Raw genomic sequence first — 17,142 nt, 5'->3', positions numbered from 1 at the left:
ATGAAAACAGAACCGAAAGTGTTAACTCTTGGAGATGATATTAATACAGATGATATTATACCAGCTAAACGGTGTACGACTGCCGAGCCAGAATATTTAAAACAGTATGCTTTTGAACATTTGATAGGTGAAGGCAATCTTTTGGGCTATGACGAAATTGTAGCAGGACGCAATTTCGGCTGCGGTTCTAGTCGAGAGAATGCGCCTATTGCTATTAAAGCTGCTGGGATTAAAAAAGTCCGCGCTCATTCTTTTGCAGAGATATTTTACCGCAATAGTATCAATATTGGTCTAACACTAGAAATTGACTCGCAAACTCAAAGTAATCCAGTAGTTGAAGCAATTGTGAGTGCAGGTGGTTTAATTCCTTTTAACCAAAAGCGCCAAAAAGGTGAAATTTCTATTCCTAAAAGTGCCACTTCTGCTAGAGCAATGACTATGGCAGAAAAACTTTTGGCACGCGCTTCTGGAAACAATTACGTACAGCCGGGAGAAACGGTTTTTGTTAAGGTTGATTTGGCGATGTCTCACGATGCTGTAGCTGCACCTGTTGCTAAGGTTTTTTATGAACATTTCGGGGAAGATGCTAAACTTTGGGATGCGAATCGGGTTGTTTTAGTAGCGGATCACTTTATTCAAGTTAACGATCTGCGAGTAGACCCGAAAGCTACCTTACAATATTCGGAAATGGTGGAGTTTGCGCGAGCGCAAAGTTGTCATTTATTAGATGTAGTTTCGCCTGGAGAAGCGGCGGGTATTTGCCACGTTTTGCTGCCGGAAAAGGGTTTTATCCGTCCAGGTACGATTGTAGCAGGGACAGATTCTCACACTTGCACCTATGGGGCTTTTGGCTGTTTTTCCACTGGTGTGGGAACAACGGATATGGCGAATATTTTTGCTATGGGGGATATGTGGGTGCAAGTTCCTCCTACTCTACTTTTTCAACTGGAAGGAACTTTGCCTAAATATATCACTGCTAAGGATATTATGCTGTTTATCCTGGGCAAAATCGGCTGTGATGGTGCTGCGGGTAAGGTGATGGAATTTAGAGGTAGTATTATTGATCGAATGCCAATGGAAGAACGGATGACTTTATCTAATATGGCGATCGAGTGTGGTGCAATGTGCGGGTTAATTGCTCCTGATAATACAACTCATCAATATTTGCAACGCTGCGGTCAAGATTTATTTGAGGAAGTCATTAGTGACCCAGATGCTAATTATGAAGATATTTATCAGTTTGATTTAAGCCATTTAGAACCACAGGTTGCTTGTCCTCCTAAACCCGATCGAGTAGTTGGAATTAGTGAGTTAGGAGAAGTGCCTATTACTAAGGCTTTTATTGGTTCTTGCACGGGGGGAAAACTTTTCGATTTGGCTCTTGCGGCTGAGGTACTTAAAGGTCGTCATGTAGCTCCTGGTGTGAGTCTTTTTATTGTGCCAGCTTCTATAGAGGTGCGTAAAAAGGCTGAGAATTTAGGGTATATGCAAATTTTTGTTGCGGCGGGAGCGACTGTTCTTAAATCAGGCTGTGGTGCTTGCATTAATGCTGGATTTGGGGTGTTAGATAAGGAGGAAACGGGGGTTTATGCTACTAATCGTAATTTTAAAGGACGAAGCGGCGATCCGACGGCGAAGAATTATTTGGCTTCTCCTCGCGTGGTCGCTATTTCGGCAGTTGAGGGGAGAATTAGCGATCAACTCTCACCCCGAGCGGAACATCAAAAAAATACAAAAAACTAGATATTGCATTAAACGTGAGTTCAATGGGTTGCGATCGCACCTCAACAGAAGAGTAGGAGAGCGATCGCATCTCCAGAAACGATGCCAGAAGCCTCAACTTCATTTGTCATGACAAATTTAACAGAAAATAGGAACCAGATAAAAAAGACACTTGATTTAGCTTAGAAACGAAAAACTTTTAGCCAACAGCATAGTCGGTCATTTCCCGCATGAAAGGAGGATAAAAACCTAACACAATATCTTGTTTGGGTACGCCCAAATTGATTAAAAAGGACGGGGGGTAGAGGTGTGGATAAATCTGCTTGAATGTTATACCAAGCAGTAGGCATTCGCTCTTCCATCCGATTTTATCCGTTTCCATCCGATTTTCATCCGTTTAGTCCACTCCGATACACAGCATTGCGTCCTTTTCCCTCTAGCATGATCACCCCTTTTTCTTTCATCCGTTTAAGTAAATCCTTGGCTTGTCCTTCTGACAGGCGACACAGATCCATCACCTCCGCTCGCTTAATCTGTCCATGTTGTGCGACATAGCTAAGGACTAGCTGCTCATGTTGAAGGGCAGAAAACCCTTTTTGACGTGTATATTCAGCTTTGTGACCAATGGCTTGATAAATACTCGGCGCGAGGGTATAGGTTCGACTCCGAGAAACTCCATGAGCTTGCACTAACCCTGCTTCATTCAAGATTTCGAGCGTCTTTTTAGCTTGGGTTACACCCCTTTGAATATAAGTTGCTAATTCATCCGCACTCAGGCGCTTGCTCTCTCGTAACGCGGAAAGGGCTATTAGGCTATCAATCGGTAAGGGTCTGGTCTGCTTGTTTTCCTCTTCAACAACTAACCGGAGAAATTCAAGATCCGCTTCAGCAGTGGAGAGACTGAGGACGACGTTATTGGTATCCGTGCGGCTGTAGTCGGGAGCAGTGCGACCGTAGCGAAGTAACCCGCGATAGATGTTATCAATACCACGACCTGATCGCTCTACAATTCCCACTCGTTTCATGACATCAGCAAGGCGGGGATTGCGGGGACGGGGTTCAGTCGTCAGGAGGTTGGCAAGGGTGACACCATCGACTAACCCGCCGGGGTTACTGATTACCAGGGCTTCATCTTCCAGGCGAACGTGGATGGCTCCCCGTTGATGATAATCTCGATGAACGAGGGCGTTGGCGATCGCCTCCCGAAAAGCACCCAGATCAACTTTAGGCACAGGCACTCGAAACAGTCCAATTTGTAGTTCTTCTTCTGGGTTATAGGGGCGAAAGTTAGTTTCGAGCCAGTCTAGGGCTTTGAGGAGAGGAAAGCGCCGAAATTCGTTAAACCGCACGGCTTCCTGGGCTAACACCTGAAAGGCAAATTCATAGGTGGGAACAAGATCCCGCAGGGCTGGCTCTCGTCCGATTAGTAATAGTCCGGTTAGGGTGGGGATGCGGCTGCCATCGGACTGTCGAGAGGTTAAGCCCAAAGCACCATCTAGGGCTTCGTCATCGAGGTCGAGGAGGATGCGATGGCGTAGCCGCCGCCTTGCGGCATCGCCTCCATAGATTTGAATGGCTTGGCGCAGGCGATCGCGCTCAATGGGATCAAAATCTTGGAGGGTGCTACCTAAAACAGGTTGGGCAGAGGCATCGAGGAGTCCGAAGGTGGTGGCGCGGCTGGTGCGCTCATGGGGCAGCATGGGAACACATTCGGGAGTCCCGTCAGGACGCAAACGACGACGCACATACACCCCGTTGCTGGTGGCTACCTCACCCTTGGCTTGGGGGACTAAAATCCGAGCCACCTGGACACCCTGAATGGTGAGGCGATCAACTTGTACGGTGAGCGCGGGGGAGGTTCGTGCTGCGACCAGTCCGATAACTCCTTCAACCATTTGATGGTCGGGATGTAACCCGGTGGGAGTGCCATCATCTTCAACCCCAAGCCACAGTTCGCCACCGTCGGTGTTGGCAAGGCAGGTAATTGCTTCGATCAGGTCGCGATCAGCAAGTTTGTTTCTGTCGCTCTTGAACTCAATGGTTAGGGTTTCCTGGGGTGGTAAGGCTGGAGTCATAAGTGGCGATCGCCTCCAGTTTGTAGTAAGGGAGTAACGCGGACTTTGCCAGTGAGGAGGTCTTGCATAAGCCCCCGCTTCTGGCTTTGATATTTTGCGAGTGATGCTTGATGAAACTCAGAAATTGCCGATGTAAAGTGCCAAAAAACTTTTAACTTCCACCGCAATTTTCTCCTCTCCTCGCTCTGAACTAGAGATGTAGTTCCAACCTATGATACCAAATCCCAATCCTCAACCATTTTGCACCATCCAAACCAGAAAACCCAAAATTTGTTCAACCGGAGGGAGTGGATAATCAGTCAAATCAATCGTCACAGTTTGCTCTTCTAGTTTGAGAAACCGCCAAACTGTACCGCTCGTCACTGTTCCATAAATCGTTGAAATCGGTTGCTGTTTCTGTTGATTAAACCGTTGGGAAGCCACCATCTCGGCTAAACATTGTCCCAGTCCAGGTTTCAAATCTTCCTTCTTCGCTTCTACTAAAACCACAGCAGGTGCTTTAATGAACAACTGCTCTGGAGAGCGACTCATTAAAAAATCGACATAACCTGTTAAATCAACCTCGGGCTGGACGTTGAATTCTTCACCGGAAAAAACACTAATTTGTCCCTTAAGTTGACGTTTAACTTCTAACAAAACGGGATTGATAATCGCTTCAGAACGGGCTTTTTCACTCCCCACTGCGATCGCCCAAGGTAACGTTTCTTTCAACGTATCTTTGAGCAAAGCAGTTGGATTAACTGGGGAAATCTCAGGCAGAAAGCGATCGCCCTCAACAATGGTGAGTTGAAAATCATCTACCGCTTTACTGAGTGTAAATTTACGATAAGGCATAAAAGTTTTCCCAATCTGTTTATAAATTTAAAAGACCTCGAATTTGACACTCTCCTAACAGATTGTTGATGCCCTAAATTATACAATTCCTTGACAAGCTAATCGAGTATTGTTTTTAGGCTTATTCCTTTCCAACTCATATTAAAATTTTAAGCAATAGCGTATCCAGTGTGTTGTCGCACATCAGGTGAATGAAACGCCAGAACAATTTTATCTTTGGGAACTCCGGCAGCAACAAGTTCTTCAGTAATACCGTCTTCTATGCCATCTCTTTGAATCCAGATTTTGCCATCAATTATTTCGACGTGAACAACACAACCGTGAATTCTGCGCTTGCCATCCCAACCTGCATTCATCAGTAAGAAGTTGTTGCGTTCTCGATCAATAATCAACTTACTTTCGATCTGTCCATGACTGTAAGGAATGCGATGGTGCGTTTCGAGAATGCGTTCAATAATATCTCGATATTCATCTACTCTATCCATTTTACAACCTCCACTTTTCTAGGGTCAAAGATGATAAGTTTAAGATGTTGATTTTCTACCACCATTTGGGCGATCTCTTCTTGGAAAAAATCTAGGTAGACTTCATCTGAGATGGCTAAATAAAGAATACGTTCGGGTTGGGAGCGTTTCAAAGCGTCTCGATAAAGGATATACTGACAAGCGTGCATTTTCCAAGTCATTAACTGGCGAAGGACTTAAAAAACTTTTGATTTCAATCGCAATTTTACATCCTTCCTTTTCTGCAATGATAAGTTTTTCTGCTCCTAAATCGATGTAGACTGAGCGAGAGCCAATTGTGAGTCTGAACAGTTCATCAGTAATTGTCCACCCCTCTTTCTTCAAGGCTGCTTTTACCGTATCGTGGTAGATATCCTTTGCCATGCGCTATTTTCTCAAAAGGTTGAACGGTTGGAATAGGGTTTGAATGGGTTGGGTAGCTTTTCTTGATTGTGCCTGATTTTGAGCCAGTGTATCAATTCTATCTTTATATTGCTGGTATGAATCCCATATTCCGACTTTTCAGCTTGATTGTTCAGTTACTTTGCTTAGTCGCTTTGATTGCCTTGACAATTTCCAGTTGAGAAAATTAACTTGAATTACAATAAAATAGGTTTAACGCTCAATAAAACCTAACTTAGCCTTAACTTTTGGGTAGCTTTATGGTTCAACGGATAGAGGAAATATTGGGTACGACAATTACTGAGTATACTCCCAATGCCATTAAATTTAAAGGCTTGTCCTTAGAGACATTGCAACAGATTCTTGAAGAGGGATACACCACACCCTCGGCAAAATTTAATGCGGCTCCATCTGTGAATTCATGTATTGAATTTGGGCAACGATGTCAAAAACAAGGAGTCATACCAACTTTTGATGGCATAGCATTTCCTGACGAACCAACGCCAGATTTAGTAATAGATGCAATAACAGTTGTTGGCGTAAAAGACTTAGATTTCGCGGGTGAATTTGTGCGATTCGTTTGGGGTTGTGATGAACTTAAAATCAATTCTCAACAATTGTATGCTTGGTGGGATTAACTTCAAACTTAGTCAAGCCAGAAGTTGATCAATTATAACGATAACTCATAATTAGTTTTTTAAAATATCTTGCTGAATCAGTTTATCAATACTTTGCTGAGTATGAAGACTTCCTAATCCTTGCCTGCTATTGTAGAGTTTACGATATATTCTTTGGGATGGAGGAGGTTTTTAGGCGATCGCATTCTGTCAAAGCAATACAATTAGGGTGCGTTATATTTCATTAACGCACCCTACAAACTAACCCATCAGGCGATGCCTGCACTGGGCTGCGCCTACGCACTTCTTACCACTTTTTCGGTATTTTGTGCCGTTGATTTAGCCACAATTGGATCGATATCTTGGCTTTTATCTCGTTGAATAAACTCATCCAAAAGTTGAAAGAAATAATCAAATCCTGCTTTTTCATCAATACAGGTGAGCAAAATAATTTTGTCCCAAGCATTTACTGTACGAATTGATAAGCGATTTTGTAGCCAGGGTTGGAAGTTTTTGTAAAAGTCACTTTCGGCTTCTGTATTGACGATACCTACTTCTGAACGTGCAAAGCGATAGCCTTGAATAAACATCTGCAAATTTGTAATAGAGGATGATCCCAGGTATAATCCGGGTTTGATTTTAATTTTTTCTAGTAGCTCAAATAATGTACTCATTCTGAATTAAGTAGGCTGGCATAAATAAACACCATTTTCTGTAATGCTTTCAAAGCAACCCTGTTGTTCAAGGCGATCGCTAAGGATAAAATCTTCATTATCGTATCGGGTCGAAATTCGCCAAAGTTTTCCCGGTACTTCACGTTGTTTAAGCCATCGTTTGAGCGTGCTGGCACATTCTTGACAATGAAGCAGAGGAAATCGAATGACAATATTGCCGATGGTTTCGTAAAGTTCCGCAATGACTGTATCGTCTACGGGTTCTGTCAGGCAAAGCACCTCCTGAGCAATAAGTTGGTTTTATTGTAGCGTCTGAGCGATCACACTTAATTCTTGTAATCTACCTTTTTAGCATATTTTATTATATTAAATAGTTTATTGGAGTTTGTACTAATACAGCAATTTTTTGAGCGAGTTGATTAAAGTCTCGGTAAGCACTTTGTACAACTTGAAGATGAGCACCGATCGCTCCATCTGCGGGTTTAAGATGAAACATTGGTTTGTGAGCTTCTTGAGCCAGAGGCATGAGACTTTGATAGTGTTTTAGTAAGGCTAAACAGCAGGGATCTTCTGATGATAGAATTACTTTCTCTGGAATTTGTCATTTTTAAAATGTCTTGCTGAATCAGTTCATCAATAGTTTGCTGAGATGGAAATGAATTGCCGATTTTTTCTCCCAACTCTAAAAGTTGTTTTAAGGTGGGATATTTGAGATTTCGCAAATCAGTTGCATTAACTTGAGTATTCCCATTAAATAAGCGAAAGAATGAATCGACTAAAGTTGAATTTAAGTAAGCCGTTAGTCCTCTTGCTAAACAAAGAGATAATCCTTTACCCTGGTGATGAAAATAGTTCAAATGGTTTTCAAAACCCACCCATTGACTATTTAAAGAATTAGCATCATAAACAACAGCAACAACTCGTTTCTTTTCCTCTTTAGCAGAAAACCTCCTCGTCAAAACATAATGTTCATTCGGAAGCAACAAATTAGCCGTCTGTTCAGTCTGAACTAAAGCTTGATGTTTTTGGGTTGATGTTGGATATTCAAGATACCCCTTAGAACAATGAACTGGATAAATCAAAGGAACAGTTCCAGCTTCCGGTAAAAGTCGCAAGTATTCTTTAGCTCGAAAATCTACAACTCGTCCTGTTGAAACACACAGCCCTAAATCTAATAAGGTACACTGAAAAGAAGCCATCTGTTCTAGGATTTCTTGACTGTAGGCATCTGGTACAATACGAATAAACTGTTCAGGATCATCAGGATGAACAACTGTTGTGTAAGGTACAGTATGAGTTCTAATCAAATCATCATCTGCACTACAACTGCTATTAATTAACACTGTAGATTCTTTTTCTACCTGTTTAATCGCAGAAAAAATCATCGTCTCTTGAAGAACAGCTTGGTCATTAAAAGGCAAGAGTCGAGAGTCAAAAAGATGAACTTGGCGTAATGCCATATCCCTTAAAAACCGCTTCCGAAACTCCCGAAAATATAAACCATTACAAAAACTTCTAGGGGTAATTGCAACGAGTTCTCCCCCATCCGTTAAAAGTTGGGTTGCAACTTGAATAAAACCGGGATAAATATTACTGGTTTCTAAATTAATTGAACGGAGTAAAGAGCGATACTTTGAATGAGCATTGATTTTAAAATAAGGCGGGTTAATAATAGCGTGCGTAAAGGAGAGGTTTTCTGAAGCACTAAATAAATTAGGTTGTAATTGATTAACACCTTCTTCGATAAAATCGAGCGTCCGAATTTCCCAATGCAATGAAATTTTGTAGGATTCACATTGCTGGGTGCATAACTCCAAGGTTTGTTTTAAATATTCCTTGAGAGAAGGGTCAATTTCATAAGCAATAATTCGCAGAGAATCAGGAGGTTTAGGTTGTTGGCAAACTATTGAAACAAAAGCAGCAGATAAAGAACCCATTCCCGCACCCGCATCCAATAAAGAAATCTCAGGTAAATTTAAGTTTTGAAACATTCGGGCCATCAGGTCTGCTACAGGAAAAGGTGTAAAAAACTGACCCCATTTCTGTTGCTTCACCTTATCGATTTTTGGAGTAATCCTCAAACGCAATAAATCAACTTCATTAAGGAAGGCGGTATTAGAAGAATATTGAATCGGTTTGGAGGCTTGAATTTGACTTGACGTTAAGTTTAAACTCATTCTAAAATTATATATAGATTATATTTTATCCCACATTCCGCAGATGGGGGTTGTCAGCACCATATTGAGTAGCCAGGTTGAGAATTTCTTCTCGTTTTTGTTGTAATAAGTTTCTTAAATTCATCATTTAAACTCTTGATAATTTTTTAAATTTTAGCATATTTTCTTAGGTTAAATAGTTGATTGGAGTTTGTACTAATGCAGCAATTTTTCGAGCGAGTTGATTAAAGTCTCGGTAAGCACTTTGTACAGATTGAAGATAAGCACCCATCGCTCCATCTGCGGGTTTAAGATGAAACATCGGTTTGTGAGCTTCTTGAGCCAGAGGCATGAGACTTTGATAGTATTTTAGTAAGGCTAAACAGTAGGGATCTTCTGATAACAATAGGTTACTATTTCCTTCTTCAATTAATACGGCTTCCCGATAAACATGAGGAATTCGAGCCATCCATCTTTGATAAACTTTAACTGGACGGTCTAGCCTTACAGAATGTTGCAGGACAATATACCCAAGCGGTTGCATTTGACCCGTTGGAAGTCTTAAATCAGAGACAGGATTCTTTGCTAATTGTTCGTTCCATTCTTCTCGCCAGCGTCTAAGAGTGGGGCCGAGATTTTTCAATCCTTGCAGTGAGAATAAATCAGGGGATAGAGGAACAATTACATAATCAGATGCAATTAAAGCAGCCCGATTAATCGCTCCTAAATTGGGGCCAAGGTCTGCCAAAATAATATCAGCTTGATGGGTTTGACCAGCAGCTTGTAGCAATCGCCAAAAAGCCGAAATGACCCGAAAAGAACGTTCTTTTCTATCCATACATCCTGACCATTCTGCGGAAAAATCATCTTCAAATCCAGAAAGTAATAAATCTCCCACCAGTAAAGCTAAATTTTCTTCAATTAGCTCTAATTGTGGAGTGGCAATATCGCCAATTCCTGTAATTAAAGGTTGCACACAACGAAATATAGTGTTAGGTTGTGGGCTTTCTTCCCAAATTTCTTCTAATCGGTTTTCATCTACAAATGCGGCGGTAAGATTAGCTTGGGGGTCTAAATCTGCTGCTACAACCCGCAGTCCTAAATCACAATACATCCAGACTAAATGGTAAACTAACGAAGTTTTTCCAACCCTGCCTTTATTATTAAAAAAAGTAATGATAGGAACCGTCATGGATGCCTCCTGATAATCACTAATTGAATATAAGCACCAGGAACGAATTGTCTGGGTTCTTTACCGATTACTAAAGCACCTAAGTTAGTTGGAAAAATAGGAGTCTGGATACGGGTTGTAAACCGAACTGATGCTAATTGTTGTTCAACAGTTCTTTGATTTTGTTCTAAGATATCAGATTCTAAATCTTGTAATAAACTCTCTAATTGCGAATTATCCATAAATCGATATCAAGCCAATAGTGATCGCGCAAGTTACAAGCACTCACCCACTCGTTTACTGTAGCACCGTTAGCTTGTTCGTAGGCGATTAGTAGCCGCCGCCTGGGACGGCATCGCAACTCTATAGAGCTACGCATTACAGTTAGAACAATTCTAAATCCTGAAACCCTTTCATTACTTACTGTTCCCTGTTCCCTGTTCCCTAGAGGTTTTATCTTGGTATAATCAACAAGGCGTTCGCTATTTAACGCCAGAAGAACAGTTAGCGTTGTATCGAGAACGGTTTGGAGAATTATAAATTTGTTCAATTTTAGGAGTAAATGATGACTTCTACAATAGCTTTACAAAATATCGCAGTTTCTTTACCTGTTTTTACGGACGTGGAACAGAAAGAACGATTTTTATTTGTTTTGGGTGCGTTAACCGTTAGAGTGATAAGTTTGAGGAAAGCTGCGGAAGTGATGAATTTAGATGAAGCGGGATTATTGCAAATTTTAGATTTATTAGGAATCGAATTTTCCTATTTAGAGGATGAAGATATTCAACGGGAAAAGGACTGGTAAACGCTGTGAAAATTGTGATTAACTCATCTCCGTTAATTTTTCTCGGTAAATTAGAGTTTTTAGAATTATTTCTGGAAACGGAGGATGAATTTTATGTCCCGACGGCTGTTATTGAAGAAATTCAAGCGAAGGATGATTTGATTATTTCAGTGATTAATCCGTTAATTGAAACGGGAAAACTTCAGGTGAGGCGTACAACTTTACTGTCTTTATTAAACCGCATCAATCAAAGTTTAGGACAAGGGGAGTCGGAAGCGATCTCTTTAGCAACAGAACTGCAAGCGGATTATATCATATTAGATGACTTAGCGGCTCGAAAACAAGCGATTAATTTAGGATTAAATGTTAAAGGAACTTTAGGAATTATCAAAAAGTTAACCCAAACGGGTAAGATTAATATTGCGGATAAAAATGAATTATATCAAAAACTTAGGGACATTAATTTTCGGGTGTCTCGGTCTGTTTTTGAGGGGATTTTTTTGAATTAACTCCCTAACCTCAACATTTTCTAACTCTTATTTCTGCTCTGTCTTTCTCAACTCAACAGCTTTGTGCTTTCCATCCCGATAAGACTGACCACACATCGGACAAAACCGATATTGCTCAGAGGTAATGGGGTGAGAACACCCTAGACAGCGATCGCACAAAACCCCCCCACACAAAAAACAAAACTTGGCCCTGGGGTCAAGCCATCCCAACTCCGGTACCGTCCCCGGTGTCCAACAGTGCAGACACAGTTTCAGCGCCTGAGACACCTCCACCCCCGTCCCTCGCACCGCCGCCTCCAAATACGCCACCGGAACCCCCAACACCTGAGCCAGACCCCGTTTCGCCTTCTGACTCAAACGAGTTGTCAACCCCCGCTCAATCTTACCAATACTTTGCAAATGCAACCCACACCCTTGCGCCAACTGTTCTTGGCTCAGACGCTTCAGTCCTCGTAGCCGTCGCACGTATTCTCCCAGCGTTTCCTCGGGTTGGGGCAGAGATTCCGATGTTAAAGTGTGCATTAAAATATGCTAAAAACAGTATTAATTAGCCTATTATTATTTCAGCATAATTCAAATTTTATGACAACCACAATTGCTACAATTGCCACCCAGTTTTTACAGCGTCCTGAACTCTCCCCTGCCACCCAAAAGTCTTATGAACTCACCTTGATTCCCTTCCTGCAACAGTATGGATTCTCGGACATTAAAACACTAGATCGTCAACAAGTGCGCGACTACCTCGACTCCTTAACCCACCTGAGTTACACCACCCACCGTCGCCATCAACGTATCCTCATCGCCCTCATGAACTTTGCCGTCGATGAAGGCTACATCCCCCTCAACCCCATCGCCCGCCTCAAACCTCGAAAACCCGATGCCGAACAAGGAGAACACCACGAAGACAGCACAATCCGCTACCTCAAACCCGAGCAACTCAACGCCCTGTATCAAGCCATCCGCCACCTCTGCAACTGGCGACTGATGGCCTTAGTCCGTTTACTGCACCGCAGTGGGGCCAGAGTTAGTGAAGTCCTCGCCTTAGATCTCGACCAAATCAACTTCTCCGACCGCAAATTTCAAGTCATCGGTAAAGGCAATAAACGACGCTGGTGCTTCTACAGCCTTGATGCCGCCGAAGCCTTAAACCGCTATATTCAGGGAACTCGCCCTCCCCAAGCCACCGCCTTATTCGTCGCCCAGCACCCCAAAACCCTACACCTCACCCGCCTCAGCTACAGCCAAGCTTATCAAGACTGGAAAGAGGCGATCGCCCTTGTCCCTACACTTCAAGAGGCGAGATTGCATGATTTAAGACATACTTTTGCCACCGAGCGAGTCGGGTTAATGGGTTTAGAAGAATTACGGGCATTGATGGGACATAGTAGTATTCAGACGACGTTACAGTATCAAAAAGTCACTTCTGAAAAAGCGGAATTAATTGCTCAAACTGCCTTAGATAAGTTGCTGGATTAATTGAGTTTAAAAGCTGTAACTTGACTTTAAACCCAAGAGTATTAATACTACTCTCGACTAGGGGGGTAAACAGAAATGTTGATAAAAAAATCAATAACTAGAGGAAATGGGATATTATTGGGCTAATCGAGGTATTGATACTCAAACGCCGTTACTTGGGGCATAACAATATTCAGCATACTGTGCGTTATACCGAACTGGCTTCTGCTAAATTTCAAGGTCTTTGGGATGATTAATCTTTACAATTCCTATTGATTACCCATCTCCCCAAAATTTTTCGCTCTCCTAGAAGACTAGGGGGGGTAAGATGAAGTATTTTTGTTATCTTTTGCCTCTAGGGGATTACTAGACTTAGGCATAGAGACACTTGAAGATTGATTAGTTGATGGTTCAGGCTTTTTATCAGCCCTCACTCGACCAACCGCTAACCCTGTAATAACACCCAATCCTGTAAATACTAATAAAATAGCTAAAGCAACTCCAACACGCATATCAATTCCTCCTATTTCAAATTCTTTTAGTAACATCAAAAACAATACGTCAACAAAAGTTACTTTTCTCTCTACCCTAACCCCATAAACATTAGAATGCCATCCATCTGTACTTGGAATTTGAGAAAAAATTTGTTTAGAAATTTCTCCTTTTCCATAAGCAATATGAGAAAAAAATGCAGCTAATTTTGGTGAATTTTCTAACTTTTTAAATAAGTCAGCTAACGGTTGATAGCGTTCTATTTTAGAGACAGAACGATTTTTCCAAAAAATGCTCAACTCTCCTAAAATTTGATACCATTCAGGATGACTGGTTAGTTTAAAAGTTAAATTTTTGTTTCCTCTTGCAAATTTTGGCATTAAGTTTAAATCATGGTCTAAATAATCAGGAATAAAAACCTGGGAATAAGACCAACTCCAGAGTCCATTCGGTAACTGTAATAACCAGATAGTAACCTCGACTTGTTCAGGATGTTCAAGTAAGGTAGGAATGAGGCTTTTGACCCCCTCAACTAGATTTTTAATTAATCTTGGAGTTTGATTAGAAACTTTGGTGAGAGCATTTCTAATTTCAGTTTGGAAATTCTCAGAAGTTTGATAATGATTATCCTGTTTACCTTGCTTAGACATCGAAATTAAATAGTCCGATAACCTCTCTGGAATTAAAATGGCTTGTAGAGTCAAAACCCTCACCATTTGAGGATTATAAATTCCTTGCGATCGCCATTGAGAAGCACCTTGACTGTCAAATAAAGATTTCCAGTAATTGTCATTAATTTGAGGATCATTCAAGGCATTTTCTAAGATGAGAATCTGCTCACTCTTGACCTGTTCTCGACTACTCAACCCTTTAATTACAGACTTGATTGATTGTTCCCTAACAATATTAACAGTATATTGGCGTGTAACAGCAGTCATTTGTTGTAACAATTGTTCAGCTTTTTCACTGGCAGGTTGAATCACTTGAAACCGTGTCGGTTGTTCTAACGCTTCCACTTTAAATGCCCAAGAAATGGGTTGATTTCCTGGAATTTGTCTTGCCATTTCATTTAAAATTAGGGGAGTACAAGCTTGTTGCCAAGGAACAATAATTGGTGTAGATTGAGCGTCGAGTAATGACTTCAACTGATCCGATAAGTTGGTAGAGGATGAACTTGGGTTCTGATCAACCTCAAAGGTGCGAATCCTTTTAGCATCATAGGGATTAAAAACCGGAATGCCACCTTCCTTATTAAACTTAGCTAAAATATTTCCCAGATTACCGATACCTTCACATAAGAAATAACGATACATCGAGGGACTCCGTCCCCGATCATCTCGACCTTTTGTAACAACAGCAATCACTGACCATTCCTCGTCCTCGCCATTGTCCGATATTTCACGGCCAATAACAGCAGGTTCATCGCTAGAAGTTCCCCCTGCAACAGCAAATTCTCGGTTAGAGATCGCTCTTTGAACTGCCACAGGAATTTGATCAAGAGTTCTATTCATATATTCCCCTGTAAACCCCTGCGAAACCCAACCCGTGCCAACCCTTTTGACTTGAATTCCGGTGCTAAATTCGTGAATTTCAATTCTTGCCTGAGAAATTTGTTCAGTTAATGCTTGATTCTCATCTAGCAGGCTTGATAATTCTTGTTCCCTTTCCTCTAGCTTTTCAGTTAATTTTTGATGATCTGATTGCAGGTCTGATAATTCCTGCGTGAGTGCCGTGATTAATTGATACCAATAATCTAATTCTTCTAATAAAGGCGATTTATAAAAACATAATAAAAGTGTTTTATCTTCAGTGAACGTCTTTATTGTTTTTGTTTTAAAAACATTTTTTATTATTTCTATTACCTGATCTTCTGAACTGCTGTTTATGGCTTTTCTCAAGCTATCAAAAAAGTAAGGCTTTGGCTTATATTTTACTCCGATATCAAGAGCTAATATTTGCAAGCTATAAGTTGATGCAAAGATTAATTCTTGCCCTTCAGATATCTTGAATTGAATTAACTCTAAAGCATTACTATCTGGGAGAAAGGTAGTTTTATTTACAGACTCTCTTCTAATAGGGTCAAAAAGTAATTGATATTCTGATTCCGGTTGTTGAATAACAATAAAACCATCGCCAATTCGCATAGCTGCCAGCCATTTAGGAGTTGCAAGCACCACTAACAAAGCACAAGATAAGTCTTGAGGATAACATCTCAATTCCTGGGATTTGACATCCAAGTTTTTGCTGACTTTTTCTACAGTTTGTAGAAAAAATTGCCGAACAACTTTGTCAGCTTCTTCTTTGGAAATGTCTAGTAAGCAATTTTTTTTAGCCTCATTTACTCCAACAAATTGAATTCTGTCTTGCAAATAGTTCAAAGCGGTTTCAATTGCTAATTGAGAACCAATATCAGAATGTTTATACCCTTCACAGCCTTTGGATACGGCACCGATAATAATGTCCCCATCATTGACAGTTTCTCCAAAGTCATTAAGTTTGATAAATTTAGCGTAATCTTGGCAAGTTTGCCCCGATTTTTGATGGCTTGTACCTGCTTCCGAAAAGGCGATCGCTTTCCAAGACATGAATAAACCTCACTATTGCTTGACTAAAAAAATAATTCACCCTATCTGAGAGTTTCAGGACGGTAAATAACACGACCAGGAAATACTTTTCCTTGAATGCTAGAATAGACTCTTAAACAAGTTAACACTTTTCCTGGAGTTTCTCCTTGGTCAAGAGGTATATCTTGATCTCTATTTGTATCCTTATACACATCTCTATAATCACCAGATAAAGAACGAATAAATACATTATGACCTTCTTTTCTAGCCTGCTTAAAAAATAACTGGAGTTTGTTACGATATTCTTGTTGTAAATTACCCCACCACGAATCTTCAGCGGCAAGAGGGTTATAAACCAAAGAATGAATTGCCTCATCTAAAGCTATGTGATTGTTCAAATTTGAAACTATATCTTGACTTGGTTCTATAACTCGATGAAAAGATTGAATTAAAGCTCTCACATATCTTTCTCGTTCTTCTTGTTTGCTTAAAGACATTAGACCAAACTGATAAACTTTTTCAAAGGCATGGTATAAATTAGACGAATCTAAGTCAATTAATTTGAGGCAAGCAGATACAATTTTTCCTAGATATGCAATATCTTCTGTCAATTCTTGGTTTTGAGGATTGAGTCTTGAATCTAAATCTGTTTGGGTAGAAAAATTTAAGCCCTTCGCTTTAATCCCCTTTGCCAATCCAGGGAACACCTGTTTATCTTTATAATAAGGAATATTAAGTTTTGATGGAGACCAGAACCTCACCCCATCTGGCATTTGCTTTAAAATTTCATCTTTTAAATGATCAACAATTTTTTCTGGAACCCGTAAGAGAAACAACTGAATTTCTTGCCATAAATCTTCATCTGTCTCACTTTGAACTAAAAATTTGTCCCCCCAATAAATTTTCAAATCTTGATTTTGAGTGACATAATCTTTTAAGCTTTTGAGCATAAAGTTATCTGAACTAGGAACAGGTGGATCTGCTTCTATGTTAGTTAAGTTTAATATCTCTTCTAACTCAGCAATCAGTTCATTACAAAGGCTGATACTTTGATCATCAGGAAACTGATTTTTAGCCGCCACTAAGGAAGCACGAAGTCCATGCAAACTAAATTTTAAAGTGTTAGATAAATTTGAATTAATTCCCAGGATATTTTTAATTTTTTCCATGTCTATTTTACCTCT

General features: G+C 40.6%; 22 protein-coding genes. 5 read left to right on the top strand and 17 right to left on the bottom strand.

Going from position 1 to position 17,142, the window contains the following annotated elements; genetic code table 11:
• Positions 1–1,743, top strand: coding sequence for an aconitase/3-isopropylmalate dehydratase large subunit family protein (locus H6G57_RS18250; RefSeq protein ID WP_190521049.1), 1,743 nt, complete (start codon positions 1–3; stop codon positions 1,741–1,743).
• Positions 1,744–1,921: 178 nt separating this feature from the next.
• On the opposite strand, the gene H6G57_RS29785 is transcribed toward H6G57_RS18250, so the two are convergent.
• The 7 genes from H6G57_RS29785 to H6G57_RS18220 form a co-directional block, all read right to left on the bottom strand.
• Positions 1,922–2,104: an element excision factor XisI family protein gene (locus H6G57_RS29785; protein WP_304608943.1), complete on the bottom strand. Its 183-nt coding sequence runs from the start codon at positions 2,102–2,104 to the stop codon at positions 1,922–1,924.
• Positions 2,105–2,111: 7 nt separating this feature from the next.
• Entirely contained in the window at positions 2,112–3,797 is a 1,686-nt protein-coding gene (locus tag H6G57_RS18240; protein ID WP_190521047.1) for a DNA glycosylase AlkZ-like family protein, read from the bottom strand.
• Positions 3,794–3,964 carry a hypothetical protein gene (locus H6G57_RS18235; protein ID WP_190521197.1) on the bottom strand — a complete coding sequence of 57 codons (171 nt, stop codon included), beginning with the start codon at positions 3,962–3,964 and terminating at the stop codon, positions 3,794–3,796. The genes H6G57_RS18240 and H6G57_RS18235 overlap by 4 nt, the downstream gene beginning before the upstream one ends.
• Before the next feature lie 64 nt (positions 3,965–4,028).
• Complete coding sequence (locus H6G57_RS18230; protein ID WP_190521045.1) at positions 4,029–4,631, bottom strand: hypothetical protein; 603 nt, start codon at positions 4,629–4,631, stop codon at positions 4,029–4,031.
• A 149-nt stretch (positions 4,632–4,780) separates the two neighbouring features.
• Positions 4,781–5,116: a XisI protein gene (locus H6G57_RS18225; RefSeq protein ID WP_190521043.1), complete on the bottom strand. Its 336-nt coding sequence runs from the start codon at positions 5,114–5,116 to the stop codon at positions 4,781–4,783.
• Positions 5,104–5,304, bottom strand: a complete 201-nt coding sequence (locus H6G57_RS29635) for an element excision factor XisH family protein (protein ID WP_309235955.1) — start codon at positions 5,302–5,304, stop codon at positions 5,104–5,106. Before H6G57_RS29635 ends, H6G57_RS18225 begins: the two co-directional genes overlap by 13 nt.
• Positions 5,219–5,518, bottom strand: coding sequence for an element excision factor XisH family protein (locus H6G57_RS18220; protein ID WP_309235954.1), 300 nt, complete (start codon positions 5,516–5,518; stop codon positions 5,219–5,221). Before H6G57_RS18220 ends, H6G57_RS29635 begins: the two co-directional genes overlap by 86 nt.
• A gap of 278 nt (positions 5,519–5,796) precedes the next feature.
• Here H6G57_RS18220 and H6G57_RS18215 point away from each other — a divergent pair, with 278 nt between their 5' ends.
• Positions 5,797–6,174 carry a hypothetical protein gene (locus tag H6G57_RS18215; RefSeq protein WP_190521041.1) on the top strand — a complete coding sequence of 126 codons (378 nt, stop codon included), beginning with the start codon at positions 5,797–5,799 and terminating at the stop codon, positions 6,172–6,174.
• A gap of 275 nt (positions 6,175–6,449) precedes the next feature.
• Here the strand turns inward: H6G57_RS18215 and H6G57_RS18210 are convergent, their stop codons facing one another.
• From H6G57_RS18210 to H6G57_RS18185, 7 genes are all read right to left on the bottom strand, one after another.
• Positions 6,450–6,827, bottom strand: a complete 378-nt coding sequence (locus H6G57_RS18210) for a hypothetical protein (RefSeq protein ID WP_190521039.1) — start codon at positions 6,825–6,827, stop codon at positions 6,450–6,452.
• Positions 6,828–6,833: 6 nt separating this feature from the next.
• Positions 6,834–7,106 (bottom strand): papain fold toxin domain-containing protein, encoded by a 273-nt coding sequence (locus tag H6G57_RS18205; RefSeq protein ID WP_190521038.1) that lies wholly within the window; start codon positions 7,104–7,106, stop codon positions 6,834–6,836.
• A gap of 82 nt (positions 7,107–7,188) precedes the next feature.
• Positions 7,189–7,323 carry a hypothetical protein gene (locus H6G57_RS29435; protein ID WP_255528382.1) on the bottom strand — a complete coding sequence of 45 codons (135 nt, stop codon included), beginning with the start codon at positions 7,321–7,323 and terminating at the stop codon, positions 7,189–7,191.
• Positions 7,310–9,004 carry an Eco57I restriction-modification methylase domain-containing protein gene (locus tag H6G57_RS18200; RefSeq protein WP_190521037.1) on the bottom strand — a complete coding sequence of 565 codons (1,695 nt, stop codon included), beginning with the start codon at positions 9,002–9,004 and terminating at the stop codon, positions 7,310–7,312. Before H6G57_RS18200 ends, H6G57_RS29435 begins: the two co-directional genes overlap by 14 nt.
• Before the next feature lie 166 nt (positions 9,005–9,170).
• Positions 9,171–10,175 carry a ParA family protein gene (locus H6G57_RS18195; RefSeq protein WP_190521036.1) on the bottom strand — a complete coding sequence of 335 codons (1,005 nt, stop codon included), beginning with the start codon at positions 10,173–10,175 and terminating at the stop codon, positions 9,171–9,173.
• A complete protein-coding gene (locus tag H6G57_RS18190) occupies positions 10,172–10,396 on the bottom strand; it encodes a hypothetical protein (protein ID WP_072722387.1) in 225 nt (74 codons plus the stop codon). The genes H6G57_RS18195 and H6G57_RS18190 overlap by 4 nt, the downstream gene beginning before the upstream one ends.
• Positions 10,378–10,533 carry a hypothetical protein gene (locus tag H6G57_RS18185; protein ID WP_190521035.1) on the bottom strand — a complete coding sequence of 52 codons (156 nt, stop codon included), beginning with the start codon at positions 10,531–10,533 and terminating at the stop codon, positions 10,378–10,380. The genes H6G57_RS18190 and H6G57_RS18185 overlap by 19 nt, the downstream gene beginning before the upstream one ends.
• A gap of 186 nt (positions 10,534–10,719) precedes the next feature.
• Here H6G57_RS18185 and H6G57_RS18180 point away from each other — a divergent pair, with 186 nt between their 5' ends.
• Positions 10,720–10,959 carry a hypothetical protein gene (locus tag H6G57_RS18180; protein WP_079680082.1) on the top strand — a complete coding sequence of 80 codons (240 nt, stop codon included), beginning with the start codon at positions 10,720–10,722 and terminating at the stop codon, positions 10,957–10,959.
• Positions 10,960–10,973: 14 nt separating this feature from the next.
• A complete protein-coding gene (locus tag H6G57_RS18175; RefSeq protein WP_231516621.1) occupies positions 10,974–11,447 on the top strand; it encodes a DUF3368 domain-containing protein in 474 nt (157 codons plus the stop codon).
• A gap of 27 nt (positions 11,448–11,474) precedes the next feature.
• Here the strand turns inward: H6G57_RS18175 and H6G57_RS29560 are convergent, their stop codons facing one another.
• Entirely contained in the window at positions 11,475–11,969 is a 495-nt protein-coding gene (locus tag H6G57_RS29560) for a helix-turn-helix domain-containing protein (RefSeq protein ID WP_190521034.1), read from the bottom strand.
• Between the two features lie 60 nt (positions 11,970–12,029).
• Between H6G57_RS29560 and H6G57_RS18165 the strand changes: the two genes are divergently transcribed.
• Positions 12,030–12,923 carry a tyrosine-type recombinase/integrase gene (locus H6G57_RS18165; RefSeq protein WP_190521033.1) on the top strand — a complete coding sequence of 298 codons (894 nt, stop codon included), beginning with the start codon at positions 12,030–12,032 and terminating at the stop codon, positions 12,921–12,923.
• Positions 12,924–13,216: 293 nt separating this feature from the next.
• Here H6G57_RS18165 and H6G57_RS18160 read toward each other — a convergent pair whose 3' ends face one another.
• Both H6G57_RS18160 and H6G57_RS18155 read right to left on the bottom strand, forming a co-directional pair.
• A complete protein-coding gene (locus H6G57_RS18160; RefSeq protein WP_190521031.1) occupies positions 13,217–15,979 on the bottom strand; it encodes a PP2C family serine/threonine-protein phosphatase in 2,763 nt (920 codons plus the stop codon).
• A gap of 41 nt (positions 15,980–16,020) precedes the next feature.
• Positions 16,021–17,127 (bottom strand): hypothetical protein, encoded by a 1,107-nt coding sequence (locus H6G57_RS18155; protein WP_190521030.1) that lies wholly within the window; start codon positions 17,125–17,127, stop codon positions 16,021–16,023.
• Positions 17,128–17,142: the final 15 nt, after the last annotated feature.

Origin of the sequence: Planktothrix sp. FACHB-1365 (assembly GCF_014697575.1) — a bacterium.
In the GTDB taxonomy this organism is placed as follows: domain Bacteria; phylum Cyanobacteriota; class Cyanobacteriia; order Cyanobacteriales; family Microcoleaceae; genus Planktothrix.
Note: the sequence above shows the minus strand (reverse complement) of the source record. Positions and strands in the feature narration are given on the sequence as shown.